We start from the raw sequence: 13,783 nt of genomic DNA on the forward strand, positions 1-13,783 counted from the left end.
TCTCAGTCTTTCAGGCCCGCGTTGATGTCGGCGTTCATGACGTAGCGCTGGAACACCAGGAACATCACCAGCAGGGGCAGCAGCGAGATGACGGACGCGGCGATCAGCACCGGCCAGTCGATGTTCTGCGCGCCGATGAGGTTGCGCAGCGCGACCTGGAGGGTGAAGCGCTTCTGGTCGCCGAGCACGATCAGCGGCCAGATGTAGTCGTTCCAGCGCCATTGGAAGGAGAAGATCGCCAGGGTCACCACGATCGGCCGGGCGATCGGCAGCATGATCCTCACGAAGATGCCGATCTCGCTCGCGCCGTCGATGCGCGCCGCCTCCAGGATCTCGTCGGGGACGGTCATGAAGAACTGGCGGAACATGAAGATGCCGGTCGCGGTGATGATCGACGGGACGATGATCCCGGCGAGGGAGTCGTACAGCCCGAGTTCGCGTACGACGGCGAAGGACGGGGTGAGGATGACCTCGGTGGGCAGCATCGTCGTCGCCAGGACACAGACGAAGAAGATCCTGATCCAGCGGGCGGAGTACTTCGCGAGGGCGTACCCGGTACCGGCGCTGGCGAGGACGGTGAGGACGGTCGTGATGGACGCGACGAGCAGGGTGTTGCCGAAGTAGCGGGCGAAGTGGATGCGCTGCCAGGCGTCGGCGAAGCCCTGGACCGTCCAGTCGCGGGGCAGGACGGAGAGCGGATAGCTGAAGAGTTCGCTGCCCGGTTTGAAGGCGCTGAGGACGAACCACACCACCGGGAACGCGAAGCAGGCGGCCAGCGCCCACAGGACGAGGGTGACGGCGACCGTACGGGTGCCGTTCCCGCCGCTCCGGTCCGACCGGGCCGCGGGCGCGCGGGGCGCGTCGGGGCCGTCCGGTGCGCCGGGGCCGTTCGAGGGCCCCTTCGTGAGCGTCGTTCCGTCGTCCTTCATGACGCCGTTGTCTTTTATGAGGCCGTCGTCCTTCATGAGGCCGTCGTCCTTCATGAGGCCGTCGTCCTTCATGAGGCCGTTGTCCTTCATGAGGCTCCCCGCCCTCGGCCGATACGCATCTGCACCAGCGCGACCACCAGCAGGATCGCCATCAGCACCATGGAGACGGCGCTGGCGTAGCCGACCTCGGCCTTTTTGAACCCGGTCTCGTAGATGTACTGCACGATCAGGCGGTTGTCGGTGCCGGGACCGCCGCCGTTGAGCGCCTGGACCATGGCGAATTCCTTGGTGGCGTTGATCGTCGACAGCAGGATCACCATGAAGGAGGTCGGGGCGATCGCCGGCAGGGTGATGTGGCGGAACCGCTCCCAGCCGTTGGCGCCGTCCAACTCGGCCGCCTCGTAGTACGACGTCGGTACGTTCTTCAGGGCCGCGATGAACAGCAGCATGTTGAACGCGGTGCCTCCCCACGCCGTGGCGAGGACCACCACGGCGAGCGCGAGATCCCCGTCCGAGGACCACTGGACGTCCGAGACGCCGATCGTGCCGAGGACGAAGTTGACGAAGCCGAAGTTCTCTCCGAAGAGCCAGCGCCAGATCACACCCGTGACGATCGGGGAGATCAGCCACGGGAAGAAGAAGACGACCTTGGCGACGGTCGTGCCACGGGCGAACCGGCTGACGAGCAGTACGGCGACGAGCAGCGAGAGGACATAGGTGAGGGGGACGGACAGCACGACGTACACCGCCGTCCGTCCCAGGGCCGCGTAGAAGTCCGCGTCCTCGAACAGGGTGCGGTAGTTGTCGAACCCGACGAAGTCCGGCTGTCCGAAACCCCGGTAGTTGGTGAAGGAGTAGAGCAGTCCGAGCGCGCCCGGCCAGACGAAGAACAGGAGGAACATCACGATGTTGACCGCGGCGAGCACGAGCGGTGCCAGGGTGTAGCGGCCCCGCCGTCGTCGGCGGGGCGCCGCGGGAAGCGGTGGTGGGCTGCTGGGGCGGCGTTCCGCGACGGCCGCCGCCGACGTCGGCTTCATCCTCAGCCGCCGGCCTGCTCGGTGAACGCCTTCTCGATGGCGGAGACGGTCGTCCTCACGTCCTGGTCGCCGTTCAGGTACTTGACGGTCTCGTCCCTGATCGGGTCGTCGGTGGAGCCCTTGCCCTCGTAGGCCGCGGTCAGTTCGCTGCGCATCTGGAGGGAGTCGATCGGGGCGGACTCGGCGATCTCGTCGTTGTAGACGTCGAAGGCCTCCTTGTCGGCGGCGTACTTCACGTCGGTGCCGTCCTCGACCGGGAGGAAGCCGGAGATCTCGCAGAGCTTCCGGTAGTTCTCCGGGGTGTACAGCCAGTCGATGAACTTCGACGTCTTCTCGGCGGCCGGGCCGTCGAATCCGACGAGGTAGTTGGTGCCGAGGTTCGTGGCGCGTACGGGCTGCTTCGGCATCAGGACGGACTTCCACTCGAAGTCCTTGATGTTCTGGGAGAAGTCGGTGATCTGCCAGACGCCCGAGTAGTACGCGGCGACCCGGCCGCTCTTGAACAGGGCGTTGGCGTCGTCCCCGGAGAGCCAGACGGAGCGGGGCATCAGCTTGTCGTCGTTCATCGCCTTGAAGCGTTCCAGGGCGGTGGTGGTCTGCGGGTTCGCGGCGTACTTCCCGCTCGCGTCCGGACCGAAGCCGTTGCTGCCGTGCTGGTAGAGGAAGGAGCGCAGCCGGTGGCTCGAACCGTCCATCACCATGCCGTACTTGGCGCCCGCCGACTGCTGGACCTTCTTCAGGGAGGCGGTGAACTCGTCCCAGGTCCACTGATCGGCGGCCGACTTCGGGTAGGGGACCTTCGCCTTGTCGAAGAGGCTCTTGTTGATGAACAGGCCGACCGCCGTCAGGTCGGTCGGGATCGCGTTGATCTCTCCCTTCGACGACTTCGCCAGGAGGTTCGCCTTGACCTTGTTCTTCTCGGCGGTGGCGGTCAGGTCCAGCAGGGAGCCCGCCCAGAGGGGGTCCACCGAGGACACACGGGCGAGCGCGGGCAGGTCGTTGGCCTGGGCGGCGTTGCGCAGCTTGGTGCGCAGATCGTCGTAGGGGATGTCGACGACATCGATCTTGACGCCGGTCTCCTTGGTGTACTCCTTCGCCATCGCGGCGAACCCACCACCCTGGTTCCCGTCGCCGGAGAGCCAGAACTTCAGGGTGTCGGAGTCTCCCCCCGCGCTGCTCTCACCGCCGAACGCGCAGCCCGTGAGGGCGAGCGAGAGGACGGTCGCTATCGGGATGAGCTTCTTTCGCATGCGGCCAACTTTCTTTGCGCTCGACCGAGCACAGGTTCTGCCTCGGCTCGGGCATCGGTGCGGACGGAGGCGAGGGGGTTGTGGGGGTGGGGTGGTGGTGGTGTCGGGGGTACGGCTCCGCGGGAGGCGGTGCGCCCCGCCGTCTCCTCACGGCTCCGGGCTCAGCGCTTCCCGCGCCGCGATCAGCGCCCCGGTGAGGGCCGCGTCGTCGTAACCGCGGGAGCGCAGCAGTGCGGGCGGGAAGGGGACGAGCCGTTCCAGCGCCGCGGTGAGCGCCGTGAACACCTCGTCGTGCCGGGCCATTCCGCCGCCGACGACGATCCGCGCCGGGTCGAAGGCGATAGCGAGATTGGCGACGGCGGCGGCGAACCTGTCGATCCGTCCGCCGATCTCCTCGCCGAAGGCGGCCTCGGTGCCCGCCAGTTGGAACGCCGTGCCCGCGGTGGCGCCGTCCCCCGCCCTGGCGCGGGCGAGTGCGGTCAGCGCCGCGCCGGAGAAGGCTTCCTCCAGGGGCGCCCTGCCCTCCCGTACGCCCGGCTCCGCCGGGTCGAGGACCTGGTAGCCGATCTCGCCCGCGGCCCCGTGCTCGCCGGTCAGCACCGTTCCGCCGACGACCAGGGCGCAGGAGAGGCCGGTCCCGACGTTGAGGTAGATGCCGTGTCCGACATCGGCCAGCCCGCCCTGTCTGGCCTCGGCCAGCGCCGCCGCCTTGACGTCGTTCATGACGGCGATCCTGGCCTCGGGGAAGAGCGTGGCGACCACCTGGCGCACCCGCAGTTCCTCCCAGCCCGGTGTGTGGGGCGCGTACAGCACGCCGGTCCCGGTGACGATCCCCGGGCAGACCAGCCCGACGGCGGTCACGTCCGCGCGGTGCACGCCGGGGCCGAGCAGGGTGTCCACCGTGTCCGCGATCCGCGCGAAGAGGGGGTGCGGGCCCTCCTCGGGGAGCGTGGGTATGCGGTCGGTACGGCACGTCGAGCCGTCCTCCGCGTCGGCGACGAGGAGCGCGGTCTTGGTTCCGCCGATGTCGACGGCCACGACGGGCCCCGAGATGGCAAGCGCTTTCATGAGCGATGATTGTAAGGGAGCCTCCTAAATAAACAAGAGGTTCAACCGATGTCCCCTTCACCGACCGCAGAGCAGAAGTACGACCACCAGTCCGACCTGAAATGAGGGTCCGTTGCCGAAGTCGTCCCCGATCGCGACCAGCACGACGTACATGCGTCACCTCAACGAGCGCTCCGTCTTCCACCACGTCTACGCGGCCGGATCCGTCTCCATCCCGCAGCTCGTCACGGCGTCGGGCCTGTCGAAGCCCACGGTGAGCGCGGCGGTCGCCGCGCTGATCGACAACGGGCTGCTGCGGAAGCTGGGGGTGCGGACGGGGCAGGCCGGCCGGTCACCGCAGCTCTTCGGCCCCGAACCCACCGCTGGCTGGGTCGCCGTGCTGGACATCGGGCGGCGCTGGGTCAGGCTGGCGCTGACCGATCTCACCGGTGACATCGTGCGGTACGTACGGGTTCCCTCCGCCCAGGACGCGGAGGAACTGGTCGGCGTCATCGAGGAGTTGGTGTCGTCCGTCCTCACCGAGCGGTCGCTGGCGATGTCGGACCTCCTCCAGGTCGTCGTGGGCAGCCCGGGGGTCTACGACGCCGGGGAGGAGTCCTTCCGGCTGGCCTCGAACCTGCCGGGATGGGGGTACTCCCTGCATGTCAGGAGGCTCCGCGAGTTCTTCACGGAGGCGGGCGCCGTCCGCTTCGAGAACGACGTGGACCTGGGCGCGCTCGGCGAGCGGACGAGGGGGCTGGGCCAGGACGTCGACAACTTCGTCTATCTGCACGTCGGTTCGGGGGTCGGCGCCGGAATCATGGTGAACGGCAGACCGCTGCGCGGCACGCGCGGCATGGCCGGCGAGATCGCCTTCATGCCGGTGCTGCCGGTGCCGCGGCGCGGGCTGCCCGCCGAGGTGCGCGAGCGCGGCATGCTGGAGACGGCGGCGGCGGCCGACGCGATCGTCGGCGCGGCGCGGAAGAACGGGCTGGTGCACGCGACGACCGCCGAGGAGGTGATGGCGGCCGCGGCGGCGGGCGACCCGCGGGCCCGTGCGGTACTGACCGAGGAGGCCAGGCTGCTGGCCCTGACGGTGGCATCGGTCATCACCGTGGTGGACCCGGCGCTGGTCATCCTCGGCGGCGGCGTGGGCCGCCGGCTCGGCGACTACGTCCCGGTCATCCAGGAGCGGTTGTCCCAGATCCTGCCGTTCGAGCCGCCCGCGCTGGAGGCGTCGTTCCTCGGGGACCGGGGAATCCTGTACGGCGGGGTCGCGGCCGGGGTCGAGCTGGCGCGGGAGATCGCCCTGGCGCGGCGCTTCGCCAACGGCTGAGGCGGCGCGGGCCGGGGCGCGCCGTAGGGGCCGGGGGCGACCGGGCGCACGGGGCGCGCCAGGGCCGACCGGCCGGGCGCGCCGTACGGTCCGGAGCCGGGCGCGCCGTACCGTCCGGAGCCGGGCGCGGCGTACGGTCCGGAGCCGGGCGCGCCGTACGCCCGTCCGGAGCCGGGCGCGCCATACACGCCCGTCCGGAGCCGTCGGGGTCGCCGGGCCTGTGCCCACGTCCTCCCGACACCACCGTTGCCCCTACCATACAAGGCTTGTATGGTAGTCCTCGCCGGAGATCGAGGGCGCCGCGACGGACCGGCGTCCACCCCGTCGGCGAGACCCATCGAGGAGCCCCGCGTGAACACCGACCCGAGCCAGAGCCGGAGCCCGAAGCCGAGCGCGCCGCCGCTCTCCCGCTCCCGGCTTCCCGTACCCGGCCTGGCCCGTCCCCGCACCGCTCCGGAACGGGGCATCGTCCATCTCGGGCTCGGCAACTTCCACCGGGCCCACCAGGCCGTCTACACCGCGGAGGCGCTCCGGCACGCGGAAGGCCCCTGGGGCATCACCGGGGTGGTCACCGGGCCGACACAGCGCTCCAGGACCGTCGTGGAGGGCATGACCGCCCAGGACGAGCTCTACACCGTCCTCACGCTGGACGGCGACGGCTCCGTACGGGCGGACGTCCCCGGCGTGCACCACGCGGGGCTGCTCGGCGGGGACCAGGCCGAGGCCGTGGTGGACGCCATCGGCGCGGCCGGCACCCGGATCGTCACCCTGACCGTCACGGAGAAGGGGTACACCTTCACCCCGTCCGGCGGCCTGGACCTGGACGACCCGCGCGTCGCCGCGGACCTCACCGGCGAGGCCGCCCCGCGCTCCCCGCTCGGCCTGCTGCTGCGCGGTCTGCAGCGCCGGGTACGCACCCACGCCGCCCCGCTGACCGTACTGACCTGCGACAACCTGATGGACAACGGCAGCAGGCTGCGGCGGCTGCTGGACGAGTTCGCGGCGGCCCTGCCGTCCGGTGAGCGCGAGGAGCTGGCCGCCTACCTCGCCGCCTCCGTGTCGACCCCCAGCAGCATGGTCGACCGCATCGCGCCCGCCACCACCGACGCGCACCGCGCCCTGGTCACCCGCCGCTTCGGGGTGCGCGACGCGGTACCCGTGCCGGCCGAGCCGTACCGGCTGTGGGTCCTCCAGGACGACTTCCGCGCCGGGCGGCCCGCCTGGGAGAAGGCCGGCGCGATCCTCACGCCCGAGGTCGCGGGCTACGAGACGATGAAGCTACGGCTCCTCAACGGCGCCCACTCCCTGCTCGCCTACCTCGGACTGCTGCTCGGCCACGCCTCCGTCGACCGCGCGGTCACCGACCCGGTCCTCGGCGCCGCGGTACGGCACGCCATGACCCGGGAGATCCTGCCGAGCCTCGACGTGCCGGACGGTGTGGACGGCGCCGAGTACATCGGGGAACTCCTCGAACGCTTCGCCAACCCGGCGCTGGGCCACCGCACCGCGCAGGTCGCCACCGACGGCTCGCTGAAGATCCCGGTGCGCTGGGCGGGACCGCTCGCCCACCACCTCGCCTCCGGCACGGTGCCCGATGTGCTGGCGCTCGGTGTGGCCGCGTACGTCCGGGTCGTCACGCGGGGCGAGGACGCCTACGACGAGCGGGCCCTCGGCGCCGTACGGGACGACGCCACGCCCAGGCTGCGCGAGCTGGCGGACCGCGCCGGTGAACCCGGCGCCGCGGCGCGACTGGTGGTGGAGGCGGGCGACCTCCTGCCCGAACCCGTCGCGGGGTGGCGGGAGTTCACCGACCGGGTCGCCGCCCACGCACGGGACCTGGACCGGCACGGCGCCCGCGCCACCCTGGACGCCGCGCTGCGCGGAGCCCCGACTCCCCCTTCCTGAACGCCTCTTCCCCATCCGCACACCCGACTCCTCCACCCACACACCCAGAAAGGCGGGCCGCCCGCATGGCCACCATCGTCGACGCCCAGGTGTTCGTCACCAGCCCTGGACGCAACTACGTCACCCTGAAACTGACCACGTCCGACGGCGTGACGGGCATCGGCGACGCCACCCTCAACGGCCGCGAGCTGTCGGTGGCCTCCTACCTCAGCGACCATGTCTGCCCCACCCTGATCGGGCAGGACGCGGACCGGATCGAGCAGATCTGGCAGTACCTCTACAAGGGCGCCTACTGGCGTCGCGGACCGGTCACCATGACCGCGATCGCCGCCGTCGACGTGGCGCTGTGGGACATCAAGGGCAAGGTCGCCGGGCTCCCCGTCTACCAGTTGCTCGGCGGCGCGGCCCGGGACGGCGTCACCGTCTACGGCCACGCCAGCGGCAACGACATCCCCCAGCTCCTCGACGACGTGGACCGCTTCCTCGGCCGCGGCTTCCGCGCGGTCCGGGCGCAGGCCGCGGTGCCCGGACTGGAGCGCGTGTACGGCATGCGCAAGGGTGACGGGGTCACCTACGAGCCGGCCGACGGGAGCCTGCCGAGCGAGGAGAACTGGGACACCGGCGCCTACCTCGACTTCGTGCCCACCTACATGGCCGCGGTCCGGGAACGGTTCGGCTACGGCTTCCAGCTCCTGCACGACGTGCACCACCGGCTCTCCCCGATCGAGGCGGCGCGCCTGGGCAAGTCCCTGGAGCCGTACCGGATGTTCTGGATCGAGGACCCCACCCCCGCCGAGGACCAGGACGCCTTCCGTCTCATCCGCCAGCACACCACGACCCCGCTGGCGGTCGGCGAGATCTTCAACAGCATCTGGGACTGCCAGCACCTCATCACGGGCCGGCTGATCGACTACATCCGTACGTCGGTGTCGCACGCCGGCGGGATCAGCCACCTCCGCAAGATCTTCTCCCTGGCGGAGCTGTACGGGGTGCGTACCGGCTCGCACGGCGCGGGCGACCTCTCGCCCGTCTCCTTCGCCGCCGCGCTCCATGTCGACCTCTCCGTGGCCAACTTCGGCATGCAGGAGTACATGAGCCATCTCAGCCCGTACGAGGAGGTGTTCCAGACGTCGTGGCGGTTCGAGGACGGTCTGATGCACCCCGGTGACCGGCCCGGGATCGGCGTCGACTTCGACGAGAAGGCCGCCGCCCGCTTCCCGTACAACCGCAAGTACCTGCCCGTGAACCGGCTGCGCGACGGCAGCGTCCACGACTGGTGACGGCGGCGGCTCTCCCCCGCCGCGAGGGGCGGGTCCGCACACGGACCCGCCCCTCGTGGCGCCACGGGTTCCGCTCTCACTCCTCCTGGACGCGGGGCAGGGCGGCGGGCCGCAGCCGGTAGGCGTACGTGTAGGCGCGGCCCGCGTGCAGGAGGTACTGCTCCAGCGGGGCGGCGCCCCAGGAGTTGATGCCGCCCACCCCGGTCTGCCGGTGGTTGACGCCGAGCACCGTCTCGGGGCGCCGGGTCAGTTCGTACGGGTGCCGGGGCCCGTCCAGGTCGGACGGCGCGTAATGCAGGGCGCTGGTCTCCAGCAGGGGTTCGCCGGGCGCCGGATCGGCGGCCACGAACAGGCCGTCGCCGGTGCGGTCGGTCAGCGCGAGATGGCGCACGTCCGTCATGTTGCCCATCTGCTGCGGGCGGACGTACGGCGGCGGCTGGTCGTCGACCGTGGAGCGGTAACGGCCCACGAACGCGGCGGACTTGCGGTCCCAGTAGTTCTCGTGCGGGCCGCGTCCGTACCAGTCGATCCGCTCGAATCCGGCGGGAACGGTCAACAGGACGCCCACCATGGGCAGATCGGGCAGTCCCGCGGGCGCCCGCAGGGTGTGTCTGATCCGCAGCTCCGCGTCGCCGCGCACGGTGAGCACCGTGTGCCAGTCGGAGACCGCCGGAGCGGTGGGCAGGGTGGCGCCGATCTCGATGGTGACCTCCCCCGGTGCGGAGTGCCGGGCGGTCACGGAGGTCACGGTACGGCGCGCGCCCGCGTCCCGCCAGGTCTTCGCGGTGTTCTGGGCGCCGCGTCCGATGTCGTTGTCGGTGGGCGCGCGCCAGAAGTTGGGCACGGGCCCGGCGGTGAGCAGCGGTTTGCCCCGGAAGCGGTACGCGGAGAGGGTGCCGGCCGCCTTGTCGAGGACGACCTCCACGTTCCGGCCGCTCACCCTGATCTCGCCCGCCGATTCGCTGAGTTGGAGATCGGGCAGCGGACGCCGGGACGCCGAGGGGCCCGGGGCGGGAACCGCCGCCGTCCGCCGCTCCAGGGCCAACTGCTCGGCGGCCACCGTGTGTCCGGCCCCGGCCCAGTCGGTCTTCTCGCGCAGCACGAACGCCAGGTTCAGCCAGTGTTCCGCGCCGGGCGCGGACGGCCCCGGGGCGCGGAACGGGATGTGTACGGTCCCGGTGGCGCCCGGTGCCACGTCCGGCGCGGGCAGGGTGCCGTGCTGGATCCGCTCGCCGTCGCGGGTGAGCGTCCAGCGGAGCTCGTACGCCTCCAGACCGGTGAAGAGCTGCTTGTTGTGGACGCGCACCGTGCCGCCTGCCGTGTCCCCGGACAGCTCACCCGCGGTGATACCGACCGGCTGGTACATCTGCTTGATCTCCAGCAGCCCGGGGTGGACGGAGCGGTCCGCGTCGACCAGACCGTTGCAGGAGAAGTTGCCGTCCGTCGGATATCCGGGCTTCCAGTCGCCCCCGAACGACAGGTAGGTACGTTTCGGGTCCCCGGGCACCGGCAGCCGGATCGCCTGGTCGACCCAGTCCCAGACGAAGGCTCCGTGCAGGTTGGGGTAGCGTTCGAGGACGTCCCAGTACTCCCGCACATTGCCGCCGCTGTTGCCCATCGAGTGGTTGTACTCGCACAGCAGATACGGCTTGGGGTTGCCCGACCTGCCGTACGCCTCGACGCCGGCCGGGCTCGTGTACATCTCGCTGTGCAGGTCGGCGACGGCGTTCATGCCCTCGTAGTGCACCGGCCGCGAGGGGTCACGGCCGTGCGTCCACTCCGCCATGGCACGGAAGTTGGAGCCCTGGCCCGCCTCGTTGCCGAGCGACCAGACGATGACGCTGGCGTGGTTCTTGTCGCGCTCGACGACCGCGTGCATCCGGTCGAGGCAGGCGTCGGTCCACTCGGGCAGCGAGCCGGGCACCCGGTCGCGCACCCCGTGGGTCTCCAGGTTCGCCTCGTCGATCACGTACAGGCCGTACTCGTCGCACAGCTCCAGCCAGCGCGGGTGGTTGGGGTAGTGCGAGGTGCGCACGGCGTTGATGTTGTGCCGCTTCATCAGGACGATGTCCTGGACCATCCGCTCCTCGCGCACCGCCTGACCGTGGTCCGGGTCGCTCTCGTGACGGTTGGTGCCCCGGAGCATGACGGGCGCGCCGTTGACCGTGAACCGGCCGGGCCCGTACTCCACTTGGCGGAATCCGATCCTGGTGCGCTGGATGTCGACGGCCCGGCCCGCCTCGTCCGCGAGGGTCACGACGAGTGTGTAGAGGTGCGGCGCCTCCGCCGACCAGAGCGCGGGGGACGGGACGGCCGCTTCGAGAGTGACGGCCACGTCCCCGCCGCCCTTCGCACCCGGGCCCCTCTTCGTGCCCTCGCCGCCGAACGCGACATCGCCTTCGAGCGGCCCGCACCGTACGCGGCGCCCCTTCGCGTCGTACAGCGTGGCGGTGAGCCGGTGCCCGGCCGGGCGGCCCGGGGCCAGGTTCCGTACGGTGACGTCGAGGGTGAGCACGGCGTCCCGGTAGGCCGCGTCCAGCGCGGTGTGCGCGAAGAGGTCCTGCACCCGCACGGTCGGGGTCGCGTACAGATAGACGTCCCGGAAGATCCCGGACAGGTCGATCATGTCCTGGTCCTCCAGCCAACTGCCGTCGGACCAGCGGAAGACCTCCACCGCCAGGGTGTTGCGGCCGGGGCGCAGCCGCTCGGTGATGTCGAACTCGGCGGGGGTGTAGCTGTCCTCGCTGTAGCCGACGCGCTCGCCGTTCACCCAGACGAAGAACGCGGACTTCACCCCCTGGAAGGAGAGCAGGGTGCGCCGCCCGTCCCAGGAACGTGGCACGGTGAAGACCCGGCGGTAGGAACCGACAGGGTTGAACTCTTTGGGAATGTCCGGGGGTTCGGGGGTCTCGTATCCGACCCACGGGTATTTGATGTTGAGGTAGATCGGCTCCGGGTAGCCCTTCATCTCCCAGTTGGACGGGACGGGGATACGGTCCCAGCCGCTGTCGTCGAAGTCGGGGGCGTGGAAGCCGACGGGGCGCCTCTCCGGGTTCTTGGCCCAGTGGAAGCGCCATGTGCCGTTCAGGGAACGGTAGTAGGGCGAGCGGGTCAGGTCGCCGCGCAGGGCGTCGGCGATCCCCGCGTACGGTACGAGCCGGGCCCGGTGGTCCTCCCGGTTCACCTGGAAGACCCGCGGGTTCGCGTCCCACTCCGTACCGTCGGCGGGTACGGCGCTCGGGGTACTGGTGGTGCTCGTGGTGCTCTCCGTGGCGAACGCGCGCTTCTGCGAGGTGAACACGGACCAGCCCGCGAGGCCGGCGGCCCCGGCGGCGAGGAGGGCCCGGCGGCGAGGCCCGGCACCGTACGGGAGGTTCTGGGCGAGGTCGTTCGATCGGTCTGCACTCATCCGGCGGCTCCGAACGGAAGGCGACAAGAACCACCAGCTTCCGACCGAACCACCCACCACACAAGGCCCGATGGCCGACTTTCGGCCCACCGGGCCCGAGCCCGGGCCGGGTGGGCCGTGCCGTCCCCGGTGTCAGCTCACCGGTCGCGGTACGTCTCCAGCAGCCGCAGCCAGATCTCGCTGATCGTGGGGAACGAGGGAACGGCGTGCCACAGCCGGTCGATCGGGACCTCACCGACCACCGCGATGGTCGCGGAGTGCAGCATCTCGCCGACCCCCGGGCCGGCGAAGGTCACACCGCGCAGGATCTCCCGGTCCAGGTCGACGACCATACGGGCGCGCCCGCGGTAGCCGTCGGCGTACAGGGCCGCGCCCGAGACGCCGGAGAGGTCGTAGTCGACCGCGTGGACCCGGTGGCCCGCCGCCTCGGCCTCCGCGAGGCTGAGACCGACCGCGGCCACCTCCGGGTCCGTGAAGACGACCTGGGGGACGGCGGTGTGGTCGGCGGTGGCGGTGTGGTCGCTCCACGCGTCCGAGGCGGACACCGTGGCGCCCTTGGCCCGCGCGGCGATGGCGGCGCCCGCCGTGCGGGCCTGGTACTTGCCCTGATGGGTGAGGAGCGCGCGGTGGTTGACGTCGCCGACCGCGTACAGCCAGTCGCTCCCCTCCACCAGACAGGTGTCGTCGACCGTCAGCCACGAGCCCGGCTCCAGGCCGACCGTCTTCAGTCCGAGGTCGTCGGTGCGCGGGGCGCGACCGGTGGCGAAGAGGATCTCGTCGGCCTCGATCCGCTCGCCGTCCGCCAGCACGGCGGTGACGGGCCCGGTCCTGCCGTCGCGTTCGACCGCGGCGACCGACACGCCCGTACGGACGGTGGCGCCCGCCTCGGTGAGCGCCTCGGTGACCAGCTCGCCCACGAACGGCTCCATCCGCGGGAGCGGTCCGCCGCCCCGGATCAGCACGGTGACCTCCGAGCCGAGCGCCCGCCACGCGGTCGCCATCTCCATGCCCACCACGCCGCCGCCGACGACCACGAGCCGCGCCGGGACGGTCGGGGAGCTGGTGGCCTCCCGGCTGGTCCACGCGCCGGCCCCGTCGAGTCCGGGCAGTTCGGGCAGGACGGCCCGGCTGCCGGTGCAGACGGCGACGGCGTGCCGCGCCGTCAGCGTCCGCCCGGCACCGTCGGGGCCCGTCACCGTCACCCGCCGGGGGCCGTCCAGTCGGCCGTGGCCGCGGTACAGGACCGCGCCGGTCCCCTCCAACCAGCCGACCTGGCCGTCGTCCTTCCAGTGCGACGTGAAGTAGTCGCGGTGCGCGAGCACGGCCGCGGCGTCCAGCGGACCCCGGGCCGACTCGCTCAGCCCCGGCACCCTGCGCGCCTCGGCGCGCGCGAGGGCCGGGCGCAGCAGCGCCTTGCTGGGGATGCAGGCCCAGTACGAGCACTCACCGCCGACGAGTTCGCTCTCCACCACCGCCACGTTCAACCCGGCCGACCTGGCCCGGTCGGCGACGTTCTCCCCGACCGGGCCCGCGCCCAGGACCACCACGTCGTACTCCACCGCTTCAGTCATGGGGCCAGTCTGGAGGTGA

The 13,783-nt window shown here is 71.2% G+C and carries 9 protein-coding genes; 3 read left to right on the forward strand and 6 right to left on the reverse strand.

From position 1 onward, the window contains the following. Nucleotides 1–2: 2 nt before the first annotated feature. From ACIBJC_RS01930 to ACIBJC_RS01945, 4 genes are all read right to left on the reverse strand, one after another. Nucleotides 3–1,019, reverse strand: coding sequence for a carbohydrate ABC transporter permease (locus ACIBJC_RS01930; RefSeq protein ID WP_399286364.1), 1,017 nt, complete (start codon nt 1,017–1,019; stop codon nt 3–5). Next, nucleotides 1,016–1,831, reverse strand: coding sequence for a carbohydrate ABC transporter permease (locus ACIBJC_RS01935; RefSeq protein WP_399288049.1), 816 nt, complete (start codon nt 1,829–1,831; stop codon nt 1,016–1,018). Before ACIBJC_RS01935 ends, ACIBJC_RS01930 begins: the two co-directional genes overlap by 4 nt. 137 nt (nt 1,832–1,968) lie before the next feature. After that, nucleotides 1,969–3,216, reverse strand: a complete 1,248-nt coding sequence (locus tag ACIBJC_RS01940; RefSeq protein WP_399286367.1) for an ABC transporter substrate-binding protein — start codon at nt 3,214–3,216, stop codon at nt 1,969–1,971. A 147-nt stretch (nt 3,217–3,363) separates the two neighbouring features. Beyond that, nucleotides 3,364–4,284: an ROK family protein gene (locus ACIBJC_RS01945; protein WP_399286370.1), complete on the reverse strand. Its 921-nt coding sequence runs from the start codon at nt 4,282–4,284 to the stop codon at nt 3,364–3,366. 112 nt (nt 4,285–4,396) lie between these two features. Here ACIBJC_RS01945 and ACIBJC_RS01950 point away from each other — a divergent pair, with 112 nt between their 5' ends. From ACIBJC_RS01950 to manD, 3 genes are all read left to right on the forward strand, one after another. Next, nucleotides 4,397–5,599 (forward strand): ROK family transcriptional regulator, encoded by a 1,203-nt coding sequence (locus ACIBJC_RS01950; RefSeq protein ID WP_399286373.1) that lies wholly within the window; start codon nt 4,397–4,399, stop codon nt 5,597–5,599. Nucleotides 5,600–5,950: 351 nt separating this feature from the next. Further along, the gene (locus ACIBJC_RS01955) at nt 5,951–7,504 is read left to right on the forward strand and encodes a mannitol dehydrogenase family protein (RefSeq protein ID WP_399286376.1); all 1,554 of its coding nucleotides are present in this window, start codon (nt 5,951–5,953) and stop codon (nt 7,502–7,504) included. A gap of 65 nt (nt 7,505–7,569) precedes the next feature. Further along, nucleotides 7,570–8,784, forward strand: coding sequence for a D-mannonate dehydratase ManD (gene manD, locus ACIBJC_RS01960; RefSeq protein WP_399286378.1), 1,215 nt, complete (start codon nt 7,570–7,572; stop codon nt 8,782–8,784). Between the two features lie 76 nt (nt 8,785–8,860). Here manD and ACIBJC_RS01965 read toward each other — a convergent pair whose 3' ends face one another. Continuing rightward, nucleotides 8,861–12,193 (reverse strand): glycoside hydrolase family 2 TIM barrel-domain containing protein, encoded by a 3,333-nt coding sequence (locus ACIBJC_RS01965; protein WP_399286381.1) that lies wholly within the window; start codon nt 12,191–12,193, stop codon nt 8,861–8,863. Between the two features lie 137 nt (nt 12,194–12,330). Further along, entirely contained in the window at nt 12,331–13,764 is a 1,434-nt protein-coding gene (locus ACIBJC_RS01970; RefSeq protein WP_399286384.1) for a dihydrolipoyl dehydrogenase family protein, read from the reverse strand. Between the last annotated feature and the right edge of the window lie 19 nt (nt 13,765–13,783).

The organism is Streptomyces sp. NPDC050509 (genome assembly GCF_044457965.1).
Classification (GTDB): domain Bacteria; phylum Actinomycetota; class Actinomycetes; order Streptomycetales; family Streptomycetaceae; genus Streptomyces.